Below are 17124 nucleotides of genomic sequence, written 5' to 3'. Positions count from 1 at the left end.
TTGTAGTACGACCATCAGTCCTTAACAACAGGCAACATTAAAAGTGTTGGTTAACGATGTCACATAGCCGGAAACCATGTCCTAGTGGTAGCGTTTCTGACAGCGCTCGCAGTAGAAACTGCGGCGGTTGCTGCGGCCGAGGTTGGCTTTCAGGAAGGGAATGTTGCAGCGCGGGCAAATGCGTTTTGCATGGGCCAGCCAGTGCTGCTTGAGTACGTATTGACGCTTCCATTCCAGGAAATCGAAGGAGTATTGGCGGGCTTCGTCGACCAGTAGACGAAGCTTGGGCGCGGGCAAGGCGCCGACCGTCGACAGCGGATGCACGCGGATGCGGAACAGGACTTCGTTCTTGATGATGTTGCCGACGCCCGAAAAGATGTCCTGGTCGAGCAGGGCGTCGCAGGCCAGCATGTCGGGCTGGGCGCGCAACTTCTTGCGCGCTCGCTTCGGGTCCCAGGCGTCCGACATGACATCGGCACTGAAATCGTAGGCCTCATACGTGGCGCGGTCGATCTCCCGGACCTGGCAGGCATAGAGGTTGAGCTCGTTGCCGTTGGCGGTTTCGATGGACAGGCGCGGGGTCTTCTCCTCGCGCCGCTCGTTGATGCGGTAGGTGCCGAACAACAGGAAGTGGACGCGCACCACCATGCCCGGCGTCTCGATCAGCAGGTGCTTGCCCCAGGTGTGGATGGCCTCGATCTGCTGGCCCACCAGGCGCGCCGGGTCGATGGCGCGCACGTTGCCGTCGGCGCGGACGATCTCCTGGCCGGTGAAATCCCTGACCAGCTCCTTCAAGATATATAGCGACGGTCCTTCGGGCATGGTTCGACCTCCTCCCCCTCATTGTCGGCCAGGCCCGGCATATGCCCTGTGCGTAATCTAACTCTTGGATGCAAAACTTCCACAAAAGAGGCGTGGCAAGCGGACACAAAGGGCGTATATTTATTGATGGGTAAGAATATTGAACAGTAAAAGCGGCTAACAAAACCTTCAGGGCAAGGCGTAAGGTCGAAGACAGTACACCTGTACGGCAAGACCTTACAACTCAGCCATGGAGGTTTTATTAGCCGCTTTAAAAGGGAGGGGGAGAAATGAAAGAAATGGTGAGTAAAGCAGCTTTCGCGGTCGCACTCGCACTGGGCGCCGCCACCGCCTCGGCGGAAGTGACCGTTAACTACGTCAACATGGAGCAGTTCGCGGACCTCCCGAGCGGCGACTGGGAACGCAAGGATGTCCTGAACAAGCTGGCGGACTACATCAAGAAGCTGGGCGAGGACCTGCCGGCCGGTACCGACCTGACCGTCAATATCTACAACGTCGACCTGGCCGGCCGCGAATACCCTGGCCAGCGTGCCAGCGGCGACATGCGCGTCCTCGAGGGCAAGTCCGACTGGCCGCTGATCGAGCTGCAGTACGCGCTGAGCAGCAAGGGCCAGGTGTTCGACAGCGGCACCGCCCAGATTTCCGACGTGGGCTACATGAACCGCAAGGTGAAGATGTCCATGGAAATGGACAACCTGCGCTACGAGAAGCGCATGCTGCAGGACTGGTTCAAGAAGACCATCCTGACCAAGAAGCCTGGCTGAACCGCCATACCGGCAGGGGGAAATGCGGCGCCGCAAGGCGCCGTTTCCATTTGCCGAAGCCATTTGTCTTGCGGACCTAACATTTCGATACAAAACGCCGACAATCCGGCACTGAAAAGGCGGCGCAAAGGGCGTATATTCGGAACATGAAGGGGTCCGGAACAATGAAAGGGAAAGCAATGAAAACGCTGGTTGGCAAAGTGGCCCTCGCGGCCCTGCTCGCGCTGGGTGCCGGCGCCGCCTCGGCGGGCGTGACCGTCAATTACGTGGAGTCCGACAAGTTCTCCGACTTGCCGTTCGCGCCATGGGAGCGCAAGGAAGTGCTGGAAGACCTGGCGGATTATTTTGTCGAACTGGGCAAGTCGCTGCCGGCCGGTCAGGAGCTGACGGTGGACGTGACCGACATCGACCTCGCCGGCCGTGAATACCCGAACACGCGCGGCGGGAACGACCTGCGCGTGCTGAAAGGCATGGCGGACTGGCCGGTCATGGAATTGCGCTACACCCTGAGCGCCAACGGCCAGGTGATCCAGACCGGCAAGGCCAAGCTGTCGGACATGAACTACCTGCAGCGCGGCAGCCGCCTGCACGACAGCGAACCCCGGCGCTTCGAGAAGCGCATGATCCAGGAGTGGTTCGACAAGACCATCCTGCAGAAGAAGTCCTAATCGTTTCCTGATCCACTCAACCGGCGCCTCGGTGAACCGAGGCGCCGTTTTATTTCGTAGGCCGATCAGCCGTTCCTGCCGGCCTTCGCACGCGCCGCAGCCGCTTTCTCGGCCGCTTCCCTGGCCAGCGCCGCCGAATCCTTCACCGTGTAGTCCGAGGGCACGGTGAACAGGGCCGCGGCAGGCTCCTCGCGCTTCAGGTTGTCGGCGCGGTAGACGAATTCGCCGCTGCGCGGGTCGCTGCGCTTCTGGTACACCACGGCCTGCAGTTCCGGCGCGGTCCAGGTCTCGGTGCTGACGACGATCGGGCTGCGGTTGCCGATCTCGCCGGCGGGGATCTCGTAGCTGCGCTGCACGCCGGTGGCCTTCACGCCGTTGAATTCGCGGGTGCCGAGGTCTTTGGTTTCCGCCTTGCCGGCCCATTTGTGGTCGCCGAGCGCGCCGGCGAGCACCGGCGCCACGCGCGCCGCCGCCTGCGGTCCCGCCACCTGGGCGATGCGGATCTGCACGTCCTTGTGTTCGCCGGCCTTGCTGCCGGAGCGCTCGACCTGCTTGATGATGAAACGTTCGCCTTCCGGCAGCTTGCCTTCGCGGCGCAATTCCTCGATCCTGGTGCGCGCCTGGTCGGCGGCGAGGCGGGCCTGGGCGCCGGCCACGCGCGCCTCGGCGGCCGAGGCAGCGGCGGCCGCGCGGGCCTGTTCACGCACGGCGGCCATCGCCGCGCCGTTCGGCGCCGAGACCTTGATCGCGGTCTTGTCGCGCGGACGCAGGACATAGCGCACCCCTTCCACCGGATCGTGGATCGTCACGGTGCGCAGTTCGCCGTCTTCGCCGCGCACCTCGGTGCGGGTGCGGCCGGCGCTGTCGCGGTAGCTCATCGTGCTGGTCTTGCGCACGATCTGGTTGCCGTCGCCCAGGGTCTGGGTGCGCTCCGACACCATCTCGGCGCTGTAGGGCGCATTCTTGATCATGCGGGCACGCGACATGTGCACCATCGTGGCGCCGCCGCCCACGGCATCGACGAAGTTCATGGCGTCCGGGTGGCCGGCCTGCAGTTCGCCGCCGGTGCGGGTGACGATGCGGCGCTCGACGACCTGTTCTTCGTCGAAGCCCATCTCACCGGCCAGGGCCGGGGCGAAGGCGCAGGCCAGCAGTGCTGCAAGCAGAATCTTCTTGTTCATGTCATGTCCTCTTGTGGGTAAAGATCGTTGGTCCTAGTTGGTGGAACTGAGCCGCACGGCCAGCGGATGGCCGTCGGCGGCGACAAGCATCTCGGCCCGCACGGTGTCGGCCGCGTTTTCCGGGCTGACCGGCACGCCGAGCGGCGCCAGCGCGGTGCGCGGCACCTCGGTCTCGACCAGCCGCGCATCGGGTTCGGCCTCGATCCGCTCGAGCGAATCGAGGGCGACGAAGGCGCCGCCGCTGTCGAAGCTGACCAGGGGCTGGCTGCTCACGCTCACGGCCTGGTGCGGCGAATGCGCCAGCAGCAGCACGACCACCGTCAGCGAGCACAGGGCGCCGGCGGTGCCCCATTGGGGCAGGCTCAGGGCCTGGTACCAGCGGCGCTTCGTCGGTGCAAACTGGCGCTCGAAGGCCTGCAGCAGTTCCTTCTCGACGCAGCGCGGGGTGTCGATGCCGGCCAGCTCGCTGCGCAGCGCGGCAAAGCAGGGGGCCAGTTCGTCTTGCTTGTCCTTGGTATCCATCATCTACTCCATCAATTCGCGAGGCATGCGCTTGGTGCGTGCGCCTGCAGGCGCTTGGCCAGGGCCGCCCGGCCGCGCGACAGGCGCGAGCGCACGGTGCCGATATCCACCTGGCAGACCGCGGCGATCTCCTGGTACGACAGTTCATGCAGTTCAAACAGGATGACCACGTCGCGGTAGTGCGCCGGCAGCAGGCTGAGTGCGCGCCGCACTTCCTCGGCTGCCTCGTTGCCCAGCAGGCGGGCGAGCGGCTCGGCGCCCTCGCAGGCGAGGTCGAGCTCCAGCTCGCCGTCTCCGTCCTCTTCCACCCGCGGCTCCGGCAGCGCCACGTGGCGCCGTCGCGCTTCCTCCAGCTTCAGGATCACATTGCGCGCTACGCCGAACAGGAAATGCTGCAGCTGGCCGCGCAGCGGATCGAAGCCGAAACGCTTCGTGAGCAGGCCCATGAAGGCTTCCTGCACCACGTCGGCCGCCATGTCCGCGGACCCGCAGCGCATCAGCGCGTAGCGGTACAGCGGACCCTGGTGGCGTCGGTACAGCGTCGTGAAGGCGGCGGCGCGGCCCGCATGCGTCAGGCGCAGCAGTTCGTGGTCGGCGGTGTCGGGGGTGATCGTGGTCATGGTCGTCATCTCTTGCCTGTATTCCGCCGAGGCAGCGGAAAAGTTCCAACTATTTTGGAAAATGACGACGAGCCCTGGCAGGCCAGGCTCGGAAAGGGGGTAGGCCGGGAGAGCCCCGGCCCGAAAAGCTGGGCCCGATTGCCGGGCCAGCCTTCTCAGTCGATCCAGTTGACCCGGTCGAACTTGCCGCGGAACTCTTCCGGCATCATCACGACCTGGCTGGACTTGTAGTTGAAGAAGACGAAGCCCTGCTTGGCCATGGCGATCAGCTTGCGGTCGCGCGGGCGCGTGATGCGGAAGATGATGTCGCCGCCGTACTTGTTGAAGTCCATGACGCCCACCTCGAACAGCAGCTGGTCGCGCGCATGCGCTTCGGCGCGGTAGGTCGTGGCCAGGTCGGTGACGATGATGCCGGTGCCGTCGCGCTCGGTCTCGGCGACGCCGAACTCGAACAGGAAGCGCGCCCGTGCCTCGGAGATCATCGAGATCATCGAGTCGTTGCCGAGGTGGTTGCCCGCATTGATGTCGGTCACGCGTACCGACATCGGGGTGGAATAGTAGAACTGGTCTTCGGGGAAGGTAAGTTGTAAGCGTGCCATCTCTCTATTTTAAGCGCATGAATCGCTCATGGGTTGGCGGAAGGTCCAATTCTATAGACGATGCCGCGCGACGTCATGAGGTACAACTCGCCCTGGCCGTCCTGCCCGAAGGAGACCACGTTGCCGATGTCGCCCACGCTCCAGTCGCGCTGCTCGCTGACACTGGCGCCGCCGGCGAGGAAACTCTTCAGGAATCCGCGGCAGTAATCGGAATAGAAATAGCGTCCCTGCAGCCCGGGAATGGCACTGCCGCGGTAGACGAAGCCGCCCGTGATCGAGCAACCGTTGGCGTCGTTGCTGCCATGGTCGTATTCGAAGACCGGCAGGGTCAGGCCGCTGCGCTCGCAGCTGGCGGCGTTGTAGCACAGCGTGCCTTCCTTCGTGTTCCAGCCGTAGTTGAGTCCTGCCGCGGACACCGGGCCGATATTGACCTCTTCGCGCCGGTCCTGGCCGACGTCGCTCAGGTAGAGCTGGCTGCCATCGAAAGCGAAGCGCCAGGGATTGCGCAGCCCGGCCGCCCAGATCTCGGCGCGCCGCCCCGCCTGGTTGATATATGGATTGCCGGCCGGGATCGCGTAGGGCTGGGCGGCACTTGCGTTGCGCACGTCGATCCGCAGCAGCTTGCCGAGCAGGGAGTTCAGGTTCTGGCCGTTGCGGTTCGGGTCGCCCGCGCCGCCGCCGTCGCCGGTGGCCAGGTACAGGTTGCCGTCCGGGCCGAAGGCGACCTGGCCGCCGAAATGGTTGGTGAAACCGGGGTGCGGGATGCGGATGATGACCAGACCCGAGGTCGGATCGGCCAGGTTGGGATTGGCGCCCAGGCTGAAGCGCTCGATGACGATGTTCTGCTGCGGGTCGGTGTAGTAGAGGTAGAAGTAGCGGTTGCTGGAAAACTGCGGGTCGAAGGCCATCGACAGCAGGCCGCCTTCGCCGCCGGTGAAGACGCGGCCGCTGATGTCGAGGAAGGGGGCGGTGAGCGTAGTGCCGTTGTCGACGATGCGGATGCGTCCGGCCCGCTCGACGATGAACAGGCGCGTGTCGCCCGCCGGGGCGGTGAGGTAGGTTGGGTTGTCGAGGTTGGCCACCACCTGGCTCAGCGCGATGTTCACCGGCGCGTTCGCATACGCCACCGTGGCGCTGGCAGTGGCGCCGGCGCTGACGACGGCGCTTTGCGAGGAGGGCGAGGGCGTGTAGGTTACGCCGCCGGCGGTCACGGGTGCGGCGGCGAGGTTGTAGCTGCCGGGCGCGAGATTCGACAGGGTTTGTGAGCCAGTCAGATCTTGCTGGTAACTGGCGGGGCCGTTGACGCGCACCGAGGCGTTCACGCCGGCGGGCAGGCCGCTGGTGGTGATCGCCAGCGAACCGGTGGTGGCGGTCGGCGGCGTCGGGGTGGGGCCGGTGGTGCCGGGGTTGCCGCCCCCTCCGCCGCAGGCGCTCATGCAGAAGGAAATAAGGATCAGCAGATATGTCCACGCACGCATGACAGCCTCCTGGATGGTCGCGAATGCTCCGGCAAGCCTATTCTGCAGCGAAGCGGCTGGCTTTGCCATCGAATTTCGCCAGCCGTGCGGGGCATCTATCGCGTCAGGCGATACATCAACAGTGCGGCGCGGATCGCCGAGCGCTCCAGCGAAGTGAGGTCGACGCGCTCGTTGGGCGAATGGGCCGCGCCGCCGCTGGCGCCCAGGCCATCGAGGCTGTCGATGATGGGGGCGACGAACTGGATGTCGCCGGCGCCGCGCATGGTGGCCGGCACCGCGCCGACCGCGCCCAGGCCGGCGTCCAGGCTGGCCTGCGAATACAAGTCGAGCAGCTTCAGGTTGCCCGGCGTGACCGCCATCGGCGGATAGGAATCGCGGAAAGCGATCGTGGCGCCGGCGCCCGGCAGGCTTTGCGCGACGATCTCGCGCATGCGCGCGTGGGCGCGGTCGCGCTGGGCGTAGTCGAGGTAGCGCAGGTCGCCGCGCACGGTCACCGTGTTGGCGACGACGTTGGTCTTGCCGGCGGCCGTGCCTTTCGCATTGGCCTCGTCGAGCGTGACGTCGGTGCCGCCCAGGATCACGCCCGGATTGAAGGTCAGGCCCGGCTCCACCACCTGCTGGCGGAAGCCGTCGAGGATGCGCGCGGCCTCGTACACGGCGCCGTAGCCGGCGGGACCGAACACGCCCTGCGAGTGGCCTTGCCGGCCCTTGACGTCGAGGTCGAAGAAGGCGGTGGCGCGGCGCCCGACGGTCGCCATCGGCTGGCCATCGGGACCGGTGACGGCGCCTTCGAAGCTGAGCGCCACGTCGCTCAGCTTGGCCAGCTCGATCATGTCGCGGCGCGAGACTTCGCGCGGGTGGCCGGCTTCTTCCTCGTCGCCGGTGAACACCACGGTGATGGTGGTGTTCTCGAGCGCCCCGGCGCGGTGCAGGGCGCGCAGGGCCGCAATCGCGACCACGTTCCCGCCCTTCATGTCGGCCACGCCCTGGCCGCGCGCCGTGGTGGCGTTCTCGCGCTCCCACAGCGGGGTGGAAGCGTCAGGTTCGAACACGGTGTCGAGGTGGCCGAGCAGCAGCAGGCGCTTGCCCTGCTTGCCCATGCGGTTGGCGACCAGGTGGCCGGCACGCCCCATTTCGCGCGGCATGTCGATCCAGACGGTCTTGAAGCCCAGGGCTTCCAGCTCCTTGCGAAACACTTCGCCGGTGGCGCGCACGCCGGCCAAGTTGAAGGTACCGCTGTTGATGCGGGCGCTGCGTTCGAGCAGATGGATGGCCTCGGGCTGCCAGGCCTTGACCTCCTCGAGGATGCGCTGTTCGGTGGCGGACAGGCCGTGGGCCTGGGCGGAGGCTGCGAGCAGGAGGCTCAGTACGAGGGAGAGGGCAGGCTGGCGCGGCATGTCGGCATTCGGTCATCGGGACATGCAACTCTACTACGCTTGCACGATGTCATAAAGCTTGTCGGAATTGCTTGACAATAATTTCTAGTGATCCTAAAGTGATATCACTTTGATGTTACTTTCTGAGGGGAGTCGAGCATGCACGCAGCACATACGCGCCACGAAAAGGCGTTCTCATCCGTGAATGGTTACCTGGCAGCCGCTGCCGGCGTTGTCCTGCTCCTGGCTGCCCTCTCCCTGTTTGGGACAGGGGAGTTTCCCTCGATCCTGCTGAGTTTCGCGATGGGCCTGTTCTCTGCCGTCTGCCTGGGCGGCCTGTTCATGCTCCAGCCGAACGAAAGCGCCATCCTGACCCTGTTCGGCAAGTACATCGGCACCGACCGCAGCGAAGGCCTGCGCTGGGCCTTTCCGCTCTATAAGAAGCGGCGCCTGTCGCTGCGCGCCCGCAATTTCAACGCCCCGACGCTGAAGGTCAACGACAAGCGCGGCAACCCGGTCGAGATCAGCGCGGCCGTTGTCTGGCGGGTGCGCGACACCGCCCAGGCCGTGTTCGACGTGGATGACTTCGAGCGCTACGTCTCGATCCAGGCGGAAGCCGCGCTGCGCCACCTGGCCTCGCAATATGCCTACGACGAAGGCGAGGACCTGCCGGAAGGCGAAACCACGCTGCGCGCCGGCATGGACGTGGTGGCCGACGCCCTCCAGCGCGAGCTGCAGGCGCGTTTCGAGGCGGCGGGTGTGGAGGTGCTCGATGCAAAGCTCACCCATTTGGCATATGCTGCCGAGATTGCGCAGGTCATGCTGCGTCGCCAGCAGGCCGAGGCGATCATCAGCGCCCGCGCCAAGATCGTGCACGGCGCCGTCAGCATGGTCGAAGCGGCGCTGAGGGGATTGTCCGAGCGGGGCATCGTCGAGCTCGACGACGAACGCAAGGCGGCCATGGTCAGCAACCTGCTCGTGGTGCTGTGTTCGGACAAGGAAACCCAGCCGATCGTCAACACGGGCACACTGTATAACTAGCACCCGAAAAGCATGGCAAGTCCTGGCAAAAAAGCGTTTCCTCTACGGATAGACCCGGCCTTGTGGGAGGAGTTGCAACGCCTCGCCGCCCGCGATCTGCGCAGCGTGAACGCGGAAATCGAATTCCTGCTGAGGGAGGGCCTTGCTAGGCGCGGCATCAAGCATGTCGAGGCCAGGGGCAAGGGTGGTGACGAGGTAGGCGAAAAAGTATCAGGCAAGATTTAACAATATGGTGTCGGACTTCTTTACACTAATGAATTTTTCATAGGGGCACTAATTCTTTCCTCATAGTAGAAATTATTTGGTGGCATGGATGTTGCTTGATAAGGGATATTCACCATCAATAATTATGAGGTAACTAGTCCATGAAACAATTCTTCAAGGTTGCTGTCGCAACCGCCGCCTTCGCCGCCAGCGCCTTTGCACAGGCAGCCCTGATCGACATCAATCCAGTCTATACGTCGAATACCAAACTATCGGGTTCGAAAACCAGCGCCGGTTTCGAGTTCAACCTCAACCAGCTGACCTTCGATGGCTTCGCTTTCAAGAAAGGCGTCGATACGATCGAGTCGGCACTGCTGACCTTCAGGCTGAGCGACAATGGCAACGACAAAGGCAGCAACAATATGGAGTCGTATGCAGTCCAGGTATACTTCGATACCATCTATTCGAGCCCGTCGATCAACGTTCCCAACGGTGGCGCCAACTATCCGTTCCAGCTGCTGAGCAGTGATCTTCTGACCTTTAGCACCACTGGTCTGCTGTCCGGTAACGTGACCCGCCTTACCGGCGATTTCACTTTCAACACCGTCACCCTCAACGCCAGCATCCGCCAAGGCCAGGAAGGCTCGTCCGGCGAAGTCCCTGAACCGCTCGGCGTCACGCTGTTTGGTATCGGCATGGTGGGACTGCTCGCGGCACGCCGTAAAGCAAAGGCCTGAACCGCTTTTTGCTCATCAAATAGCTGCGCTTGCGGGCTATTTTTTTATGCAGGCATTGTCCGGATTGCCTTAGCGTGAGGGCTGGGCGGCCGGGCCTGTTCGCGTCTTTGCAACCATGCCGGCGGGATCGATAAGAACGACAAATTCGAAAAATCGTCCTGCGCCGCTTGCGGCCTGATACAACCAGGCCTCGTAGCCGCTGTCGAACACGACGCTCTTGGTCGGCCCGAACGCCGCCAGCAATTGCGCCTTGGTGGTCGTGCCTGGAACGACGGTCTGCAGCCGCTCGGCCGGCACCTGGGTACCCGGCGGGGCCGGCGTGGTAGCGCAGCCGGCCAGCAGGAGCGCCGCGAACAGGGCCCGCTTCATGGCGCATCCTCCATGTACTCGAACTCCACCAGCGTGTCGTCCGGCCAGGACTTGTCCCAGATCGGCGCATAGAAGGTACGGTCCAGCATGACCTGGCAGTCGCAGTACAGCAAGTCGGCCTTGCTCTGTTCCCCACCCGCATACAGCATGTTGAAGGGCAGGGTTTCGACCCGCTCGTTTGCCCCATTCACGGCGCGCAGACGCACCGAAAACACCGGCCGTTCGGCGAAGAACAGGTAATTGCCATTCGGGCTGTTGCACACCTGCTCGGGCGTGGTCAGGGCGTTAGCGATCCAGCCGAATAGCGGAGAGCTGTTGGACACCAGTCCGGCCTCGACGCCCACCAGGCATTCGAGGCGCATGTCGCCCAGGCGCCGCGTGCCGGCGGGCAGGCCGGGCGTGATGATCTGCGCGCGCCAGGTCATGCTGGTGGTCTTGCGGTTGGCGACCACGGCCGCGTCCTCGCGCAAGGCTTGCTCGTTACGGGGCAGGACGAAGCTGTTGTCCGGCGCCACCTCGACCGGTACGCTGAGCGTATCGCCCGCGATCCGCAGGCTGATGCCCGTCATGTCGACGGTCGGCAGGCGCGGCAGCAGCTGGAAGCGCAGCGGCGCCGTGGGTGCCAGGGCACGCTCGCGTTCGAAGCGTTCCATGCCCTTGATCATTTTTCTGTAGGATTTGTCGACCGGGTCGCGGGTGGATTGCACCTTGACCGTCGCGGGCTGCCCGGCAGCTTGTGCGTGGGCAGCCTGGTGCCCGGCCAGAGCGGCCAGGCCGAGGACGACGCGGACCAGGAGCCGCGTCATGGCCTTACCAGTAACGGACGCGGCCGGTGTCCATGTGGACGAACTGCGAGCTGGCGTAGTAGCCGACGCCGCCGCCCTTGAGGGACATGGCCGCCTTGTGCAGCATCTTCAGGTCCTTGCCAGGCAGGCGGATGTCGATCGCCTTGGCATCCATGTGCAGGCTGCGCTTGGCGACGCCGCCGCTGGCGGCGTGCAGCTTGGCGTTCGACTCCGGCGAGCGGTAGCCGGAAATGATGTGCAGTTCACGGTTGTTCTCCAGCCTGTCGTTGAGCTGGGTGAGCAGCAGCAGGAGTTCCGGGTCCATCTGGGCGACCTTGTTGTTGCGATGGTCGCGCAGCACCTTGTTGATGTCCTTCATCGCATCGGGGATGAACTCGCCCTCGGCCCAGAAGGTGCTCTTCAGCTTTTCGCCGGTATGCGTGTTATACAGACGCAGGACACGTTCGCCGGTGGCGGGTTGTGCCGTTTTGGCAAGAGCTGGGATGCTGAGGGTGGGTGCTGCGAGGAGGAGGGAGGACTTCAGGAATGCGCGGCGTTGCATCATCGTGGGAGATCCTTATGGTGAGTTTCTCTCAAACGTAAATTCTACGCCTCTTGTGTTAAACGTGCAGAGAAAATGCAGGAAAATGCGGTAAAAAGGCCACTTTATTAATGCTTTGACCAATCCCGGGAGATATTTTAATGACGACTTATCAAGCTTATGCCGTGTCCGTTGCCACCCTGATCACCTTGGCATGCTCCAGTAGCGTGGCGCAGGAAGTCGAACCGGTGGCGGAGCCGCCGGCCGCCAAGGGCTGGAAAGTCGAGACCGTGGCGGATAGCCTGCCGCAGCCATGGGGCATGGCCTGGCTGGCCGATGGCCGCATGCTGGTCACCGGCAAGAAGGGCACGCTGCACCTGGTCGACGGCAAGCGTGTCCAGGCCATCCCGGTCGAAGGCCTGCCCGCGCTGTTCACGGAGGGGCAGGGCGGTCTGCTCGACATCGCCGTGCACCCGTCCGACAAGGGCCCGAACCCGCGCATCTACATGACCATGGCCAGCGGCACCGCGGACGCGAATTCGACGGCACTGGTGCAGGGTGTCTTCGACGGCAAGCGCGTCCACGCCATCAAGACGATCTTCAAGGCCTCGCCCACCAAGAGCGGCGGCCAGCACTTCGGCTCGCGCATCGTGTTCCTGAAGGACGGCACGATCCTGATGAGCATCGGCGATGGCGGCAACCCGCCCGCGCGCGTCGGCAACATGCTGGCGCGCGACCAGGCCCAGAACGTGGGCAGCCACAATGGTTCGATCCTGCGCCTGACAAGCGAGGGCCAGGCGGCGCCGAACAATCCGCTGGCCGCGCAGAAGGGCGCGCTGCCCGAGCTGTGGAGCATCGGCCACCGCAACATCCAGGGCATGACCGTCGACCCGCAGGGCCGCGTGTGGGCCAGCGAGCATGGCCCGCGCGGCGGCGACGAGATCAACCTGATCGAAGGCGGCAAGAACTACGGCTGGCCGCTGCAAAGCTATGGCCTGGACTACAAGACCCGCGAACCGATCGGCAAGCGCGTGGTCGCGGGCATGGTGAATCCGCTGGTCGTGTGGACGCCGTCGACCGGCGCCTCGGGCCTCACCTGGTACACCGGTTCGGCCTTCCCGGCCTGGCACGGCAGCCTGTTCTCGGGCGGGCTGGCCACCGAGGACATCCGCCGCGTGGCATTCGATGCTAAGGGCAAGGTGGTCAAGCAGGAGCGCCTGGACATCGGCAAGCGCGTGCGCGACGTGCGCCAGGGACCGGACGGGCACCTGTATGCGATCACCGACGAGGCTAAGGGCAGTCTGCTGCGGATCGTGCCGCAGTAAACATCCCACAGCGTGATGCAGTGCGCATGGATTCCTCCTCCATGCGCAATTAGTTCTTTGTTGCAATAACAAAAGCTGCCTAAAATGCAAGGATCGGCAACCCGCCGTTTCCTTTGGAGGAGTAGCAATGGCAGTATCCGTTCGTCGCACTCTCCAGATGGCCGTCGCGCTCGCGCTGGCCACTGGCGTATCCGCCACCCAGGCAGCCCCGGCCCCAGGCAAGTCCGCGGCCAGCACGCCCGACATCCCGATCCCCGACATCAAGTACACCAAGTTCACCCTGAAGAACGGGCTGACGGTGCTGGTCCACGAGGACCGCAAGACCCCGGTGGTGGCGATCAACACCTGGTACCACGTCGGGTCCAAGAATGAAAAGCCGGGCAAGACCGGCTTCGCGCACCTGTTCGAACACCTGATGTTCGGCGGCAGCGACAACTTCAAGAGGACCTACCTGAGCGCGCTGCAGGGCATCGGTGCGACCGACCTGAACGGCACCACAAACCAGGACCGCACCAACTACTTCCAGAACGTGCCGACCTCGATGCTGGACTATGCGCTGTTCGCCGAAAGCGACCGCATGGGCCACCTGCTCGGCACCGTCGACAAGAAGACGCTCGACCTGCAGCGCGGCGTCGTGCAGAACGAGAAGCGCCAGCGCGAGAACCAGCCCTACGGCCTGGCCTACGAACTGCTGGTGACCAATACCTACCCGGTTGGCCACCCGTATTCCTGGACCGTGATCGGCAAGATGGAAGACCTGGACGCGGCCTCGATGACCGATGTGCAGGACTGGTTCAAGACCAACTACGGCCCGAACAACACGGTGCTGGTGCTGTCCGGCGACATCAGCCCGGAAGTGGCGCGCCAGAAGGTCGAACAGTACTACGGCCACATTCCGCCGGGCCCGCCGCTGGCCAAGCACCAGGCCTGGATCGCCAAGCGCACCGGCACCCACCGCACGGTGGCGCAGGACCGCGTGACGCAGACGCGCATCTACCGCACCTGGAACGTGCCGGGCGCGCACACGCCGGAAGAAGCGCAGCTCGACCTGGCGGCCCTGGTGCTGGGTGGCGGCAAGACTTCGCGCCTGTACAAGCGCCTGGTCTACAAGGACCAGCTGGCCACCAGCGCATCCGCCAGCGACGACGCCTCGGAAATCGGCGGCCAGTTCGATATCACCCTGACCGCGCGTCCGGGCGCCGACGTGGCGAAGATGGAGCGCATCGCCGACGAAGAACTGCAGGCATTGATGAAGAACGGTCCGACGGAAAGCGAACTGCGCCTGGCCAAGACCACCATCCTGGCCCAGTACACCCGCATGATCGAGCGGGTCGGCGGCTTCGGCGGCAAGAGCGACCTGCTGGCCTCGTGCCAGACCTATACCGGCAATCCGGACTGCTACAAGGTTTACCTGGAACGCATCAAGGCCGCCACCCCGGCAAGCGTGAAGAAGGCCATGAACGACTGGCTCAGCACCGGCGACTTCGTCCTGCAGGTCGATCCCTACCCGACCGGCCTGGCCGCGGGCACGCCGGGCGTGGACCGCAGCAAGGAGCCGGCCATCGGCAAGCCGATGGCGCTGAAGCTGCCGGAAATGCAGAAGGCCACCCTGTCGAACGGCCTGAAGATCGTGCTGGCAGAACGCCATGACGCGCCGGTGGTGAACTTCCAGATGCTGGTGGACAGCGGTTATGCCTCGGACGCGGCGGACAAGCCTGGCGTTGCCAGCCTGGCCATGCGCATGCTCGAAGAGGGCACCAAAACCCGCAAGTCGCTCGAGATCGGCGAAGCCTTCGAGAGCCTGGGCACGAACTTCGGCGCCGGCGCCAACCTGGACAGCGGCATCGTGTACATGAACACGCTCAAGGCCACCATGCCGCAGGCGCTGAGCTTGTACGCGGACCTGGTGCTGAATCCGTCCTTCCCGCAGAACGAGTTCGAGCGCCTGCAGAAGGACCGCCTGGCCGCGATCGCACGCGAGAAGACCGTGCCGCAGACGATGGCGATGCGCGTGCTGCCGAGCATCCTGTACGGCCAGGACCACCCGTATGCCAAGCCGTTTACCGGCACCGGCACTGAGGAAGCGGTCAAGCGCATGACCCGCGATGACCTGGTCAAGTACCACGCCACCTGGTTCAAGCCGAACAACGCCACCTTGCTGGTGGTGGGCGACACCACGCTGGCCGAGGTCAAGCCGATGCTGGAGAAAGCCTTCGCCTCTTGGCGCGCGGGCGAGGTGCCGAAGAAGGTGCTGAACGAGGTCGCCGCACCTGGCAAGAACGTGGTCTACCTGGTCGACCGTCCGGGCGCGCTGCAGAGCGTGATCGTCGGCGCCCAGCTGGCCGTGCCGCGCAAGCACGAGGACGCGCTGCCGCTGGAAATCGTCAACCACCTGTTCGGCGGTTCCTTCAATTCGCGCATCAACATGAACCTGCGCGAAGACAAGCACTGGTCCTATGGTGTGCGCAGCTCGCTGCAGCCGGCGATCGGCCAGCGTGCGTTCATGAGCGTCTCGCCGGTGCAGACCGACAAGACCCGTGAAGCGATGCAGGAACTGGTGCGCGAGTACCGCGACATCGCCGGCGGCAAGCCGATCACGGTGGAAGAACTGAAGGCGGCGGTCGACAACAACACCCTCGGCCTGCCGGGCGGCTTCGAGACGGCCGGCCAGCTGACCAGCGCCTACACCAACATCGTGCAGTACGGCCTGCCGGAAGACTACTACAACACCTACACCCAGAAGGTCTTGTCGCTGTCCCCGGAGCAGGCTAATGCACTAGCGGCGCGCAGCTTCACGCCGGACCGCCTGGTATGGGTGGTGGTCGGTGACCTGAGCAAGATCGAGCCGGGCATCCGTGCGCTGAACATCGGCGAGGTCCGCAAGATCGACGTGGACGGCAAGCCGATTCAGTAAAGAGCGCTCTAAGCCTTACATGTCCTGGAACAGCGCAGTGGCGATCCTCGCCTGTTCCGACTGCGGCATGTCGGTGTTGTTCAGCAGGACCACGACCCGGCCGTCCGCCGGGTCGTAGGCCAGCAGCGTCTTGTAGGCCCCGATGGCGCCCGCTTCCCACGCAAGGGAGCGGGCGCCGTTTTTCGTGCTCACGGTTTTCACCTTCCCACCCAGCGCATAGTCTTCCGCCGGCACCACCACGGTGGACAGCGCCTTGCGCGCCTTGTCCGACAGCAGCTTGCCGCGGTAGACTGTGTCCGCGATCGCGACCAGGTCGCCCGCGGTGCTGTACAGGGTGCCGCTGGCCGCGATCATCGGCGGCACGGACGAGGTCTTGCGCTGGCCTTCGGCGTTATAGGCAACGGCCATGCCCACTTCGTCCTCGTAGCCGGTGGCGGCGAAACTGGTGTCCTTCACGCCGCTCGGCGCCAGCACCAGTTCCTCCACGGTTTCCGTGAACGGCTCCTTGCGGGCGCGTTCGACGACCGCCGCGACCAGGATCCAGTTGGTGAACGAATAATCCCATTTCTCGCCCGGGGCCGCGCTGGGGGTGCCGGCGCCGAAGCGCAGGGCCGCCTCGACCGGGCCGATCTCGAGCTTTTCAACCGCTCTGTCCTTGCGCAAGGCTTCCGCCAGGCCGTTCGGAATGCCGCTGCGGTTCGACATCAGCTGGCGCAGGGTGACGGCGCCGTTCGCCGCCGGCAGTTCCGGCAGGTGGCGGGAAATCGGCGCATCGAGGTCGAGCGTGCCCATGTCGGCCAGGCGCAGCACGGTGACGGCGGTGATCCATTTCGTCATCGAGCCGACCAGGAAGCGGGTGTCCTTGGTGACGGGCTGCTTTTCTTCGCGCAGGGCCAGGCCGCTGGCATGGATCACCAGGGGCGATGCCGCATCCTTGCGCACGGCGACCACGCCGCTGTAATCCTTGGGGACGTGGCGCGCGATCAGCGGGCCGGTGCTCAGGTTCGCGATGGCGGCGCAGCCGGATAACAGGACGGCGCCCGCAGCGAGCGATGAAAGGCGGATGAAGTGGCGACGGTGCATGCTTTCTCCAGATGGATGGGTTCGGGCCATTGTAGCCCTGTGCGCCGGAGCGGGCGCAATTCAGGAATACTGCGCTGAATACTGCACGCAGGAGG

18 protein-coding genes are annotated in these 17124 nt (G+C 64.5%); 7 read left to right on the top strand and 11 right to left on the bottom strand.

The annotated features are described in order from the left end of the window. Positions 1-81: 81 nt before the first annotated feature. Entirely contained in the window at positions 82-822 is a 741-nt protein-coding gene (locus FG94_RS06210; protein WP_036208552.1) for a DNA-formamidopyrimidine glycosylase family protein, read from the bottom strand. Positions 823-1100: 278 nt separating this feature from the next. Between FG94_RS06210 and FG94_RS06205 the strand changes: the two genes are divergently transcribed. After that, entirely contained in the window at positions 1101-1586 is a 486-nt protein-coding gene (locus FG94_RS06205; protein WP_229445877.1) for a DUF3016 domain-containing protein, read from the top strand. A 179-nt stretch (positions 1587-1765) separates the two neighbouring features. Then, the gene (locus FG94_RS06200; protein WP_036208547.1) at positions 1766-2254 is read left to right on the top strand and encodes a DUF3016 domain-containing protein; all 489 of its coding nucleotides are present in this window, start codon (positions 1766-1768) and stop codon (positions 2252-2254) included. A 65-nt stretch (positions 2255-2319) separates the two neighbouring features. Here FG94_RS06200 and FG94_RS06195 read toward each other — a convergent pair whose 3' ends face one another. The 6 genes from FG94_RS06195 to FG94_RS06170 form a co-directional block, all read right to left on the bottom strand. After that, a complete protein-coding gene (locus tag FG94_RS06195; protein WP_051996280.1) occupies positions 2320-3435 on the bottom strand; it encodes a hypothetical protein in 1116 nt (371 codons plus the stop codon). Between the two features lie 33 nt (positions 3436-3468). Further along, entirely contained in the window at positions 3469-3957 is a 489-nt protein-coding gene (locus tag FG94_RS06190) for a hypothetical protein (RefSeq protein WP_229445876.1), read from the bottom strand. Positions 3958-3968: 11 nt separating this feature from the next. Then, positions 3969-4577, bottom strand: coding sequence for an RNA polymerase sigma factor (locus FG94_RS06185; protein ID WP_229445875.1), 609 nt, complete (start codon positions 4575-4577; stop codon positions 3969-3971). A gap of 155 nt (positions 4578-4732) precedes the next feature. Beyond that, positions 4733-5176, bottom strand: a complete 444-nt coding sequence (locus tag FG94_RS06180) for a thioesterase family protein (RefSeq protein ID WP_027865620.1) — start codon at positions 5174-5176, stop codon at positions 4733-4735. Positions 5177-5202: 26 nt separating this feature from the next. Beyond that, positions 5203-6654, bottom strand: a complete 1452-nt coding sequence (locus FG94_RS06175; RefSeq protein WP_036208540.1) for a sorbosone dehydrogenase family protein — start codon at positions 6652-6654, stop codon at positions 5203-5205. Positions 6655-6749: 95 nt separating this feature from the next. Continuing rightward, on the bottom strand, positions 6750-8051 hold the full coding sequence (locus FG94_RS06170; protein WP_036208538.1) for a M20/M25/M40 family metallo-hydrolase: 1302 nt from the start codon (positions 8049-8051) through the stop codon (positions 6750-6752). A 138-nt stretch (positions 8052-8189) separates the two neighbouring features. Here FG94_RS06170 and FG94_RS06165 point away from each other — a divergent pair, with 138 nt between their 5' ends. The 3 genes from FG94_RS06165 (at position 8190) to FG94_RS06155 (ending at position 10012) form a co-directional block, all read left to right on the top strand. Further along, complete coding sequence (locus tag FG94_RS06165) at positions 8190-9071, top strand: SPFH domain-containing protein (protein WP_036208536.1); 882 nt, start codon at positions 8190-8192, stop codon at positions 9069-9071. Positions 9072-9083: 12 nt separating this feature from the next. Then, positions 9084-9296 carry a hypothetical protein gene (locus FG94_RS06160; protein WP_036208533.1) on the top strand — a complete coding sequence of 71 codons (213 nt, stop codon included), beginning with the start codon at positions 9084-9086 and terminating at the stop codon, positions 9294-9296. Between the two features lie 140 nt (positions 9297-9436). Continuing rightward, entirely contained in the window at positions 9437-10012 is a 576-nt protein-coding gene (locus FG94_RS06155; protein ID WP_036208530.1) for a PEP-CTERM sorting domain-containing protein, read from the top strand. 69 nt (positions 10013-10081) lie between these two features. On the opposite strand, the gene FG94_RS06150 is transcribed toward FG94_RS06155, so the two are convergent. Genes FG94_RS06150 through FG94_RS06140 form a run of 3 tightly spaced genes read right to left on the bottom strand, consistent with a single transcriptional unit; the run spans position 10082 to position 11731 of the window. Continuing rightward, positions 10082-10381 carry a hypothetical protein gene (locus FG94_RS06150; RefSeq protein ID WP_036208525.1) on the bottom strand — a complete coding sequence of 100 codons (300 nt, stop codon included), beginning with the start codon at positions 10379-10381 and terminating at the stop codon, positions 10082-10084. Continuing rightward, positions 10378-11187, bottom strand: coding sequence for a hypothetical protein (locus FG94_RS06145; RefSeq protein WP_036208522.1), 810 nt, complete (start codon positions 11185-11187; stop codon positions 10378-10380). The genes FG94_RS06150 and FG94_RS06145 overlap by 4 nt, the downstream gene beginning before the upstream one ends. Positions 11188-11191: 4 nt before the next feature. Beyond that, complete coding sequence (locus FG94_RS06140) at positions 11192-11731, bottom strand: DUF882 domain-containing protein (protein WP_027865613.1); 540 nt, start codon at positions 11729-11731, stop codon at positions 11192-11194. Positions 11732-11868: 137 nt separating this feature from the next. Between FG94_RS06140 and FG94_RS06135 the strand changes: the two genes are divergently transcribed. Together FG94_RS06135 and FG94_RS06130 are read left to right on the top strand one after the other, a co-directional pair. After that, entirely contained in the window at positions 11869-13032 is a 1164-nt protein-coding gene (locus FG94_RS06135; protein ID WP_036208519.1) for a PQQ-dependent sugar dehydrogenase, read from the top strand. A gap of 127 nt (positions 13033-13159) precedes the next feature. After that, positions 13160-15946 carry a pitrilysin family protein gene (locus tag FG94_RS06130; RefSeq protein WP_081925841.1) on the top strand — a complete coding sequence of 929 codons (2787 nt, stop codon included), beginning with the start codon at positions 13160-13162 and terminating at the stop codon, positions 15944-15946. Between the two features lie 15 nt (positions 15947-15961). Here FG94_RS06130 and FG94_RS06125 read toward each other — a convergent pair whose 3' ends face one another. Beyond that, positions 15962-17029, bottom strand: coding sequence for a serine hydrolase (locus FG94_RS06125; RefSeq protein WP_051996278.1), 1068 nt, complete (start codon positions 17027-17029; stop codon positions 15962-15964). Positions 17030-17124: the final 95 nt, after the last annotated feature.

This window comes from Massilia sp. LC238 (assembly GCF_000735635.1).
GTDB classification, from domain to species: Bacteria; Pseudomonadota; Gammaproteobacteria; order Burkholderiales; family Burkholderiaceae_D; genus Telluria; species Telluria varians.
Note: the sequence above shows the minus strand (reverse complement) of the source record. Positions and strands in the feature narration are given on the sequence as shown.

Coding starts and splice junctions, on each gene's coding strand:
- FG94_RS06210 (WP_036208552.1), bottom strand. CDS start 822: ATGCCCGAAGGACCGTCGCTATATATCTTGAAGGAGCTGGTCAGGGAT.
- FG94_RS06205 (WP_229445877.1), top strand. CDS start 1,101: ATGGTGAGTAAAGCAGCTTTCGCGGTCGCACTCGCACTGGGCGCCGCC.
- FG94_RS06200 (WP_036208547.1), top strand. CDS start 1,766: ATGAAAACGCTGGTTGGCAAAGTGGCCCTCGCGGCCCTGCTCGCGCTG.
- FG94_RS06195 (WP_051996280.1), bottom strand. CDS start 3,435: ATGAACAAGAAGATTCTGCTTGCAGCACTGCTGGCCTGCGCCTTCGCC.
- FG94_RS06190 (WP_229445876.1), bottom strand. CDS start 3,957: ATGGATACCAAGGACAAGCAAGACGAACTGGCCCCCTGCTTTGCCGCG.
- FG94_RS06185 (WP_229445875.1), bottom strand. CDS start 4,577: ATGACCACGATCACCCCCGACACCGCCGACCACGAACTGCTGCGCCTG.
- FG94_RS06180 (WP_027865620.1), bottom strand. CDS start 5,176: ATGGCACGCTTACAACTTACCTTCCCCGAAGACCAGTTCTACTATTCC.
- FG94_RS06175 (WP_036208540.1), bottom strand. CDS start 6,654: ATGCGTGCGTGGACATATCTGCTGATCCTTATTTCCTTCTGCATGAGC.
- FG94_RS06170 (WP_036208538.1), bottom strand. CDS start 8,051: ATGCCGCGCCAGCCTGCCCTCTCCCTCGTACTGAGCCTCCTGCTCGCA.
- FG94_RS06165 (WP_036208536.1), top strand. CDS start 8,190: ATGCACGCAGCACATACGCGCCACGAAAAGGCGTTCTCATCCGTGAAT.
- FG94_RS06160 (WP_036208533.1), top strand. CDS start 9,084: ATGGCAAGTCCTGGCAAAAAAGCGTTTCCTCTACGGATAGACCCGGCC.
- FG94_RS06155 (WP_036208530.1), top strand. CDS start 9,437: ATGAAACAATTCTTCAAGGTTGCTGTCGCAACCGCCGCCTTCGCCGCC.
- FG94_RS06150 (WP_036208525.1), bottom strand. CDS start 10,381: ATGAAGCGGGCCCTGTTCGCGGCGCTCCTGCTGGCCGGCTGCGCTACC.
- FG94_RS06145 (WP_036208522.1), bottom strand. CDS start 11,187: ATGACGCGGCTCCTGGTCCGCGTCGTCCTCGGCCTGGCCGCTCTGGCC.
- FG94_RS06140 (WP_027865613.1), bottom strand. CDS start 11,731: ATGATGCAACGCCGCGCATTCCTGAAGTCCTCCCTCCTCCTCGCAGCA.
- FG94_RS06135 (WP_036208519.1), top strand. CDS start 11,869: ATGACGACTTATCAAGCTTATGCCGTGTCCGTTGCCACCCTGATCACC.
- FG94_RS06130 (WP_081925841.1), top strand. CDS start 13,160: ATGGCAGTATCCGTTCGTCGCACTCTCCAGATGGCCGTCGCGCTCGCG.
- FG94_RS06125 (WP_051996278.1), bottom strand. CDS start 17,029: ATGCACCGTCGCCACTTCATCCGCCTTTCATCGCTCGCTGCGGGCGCC.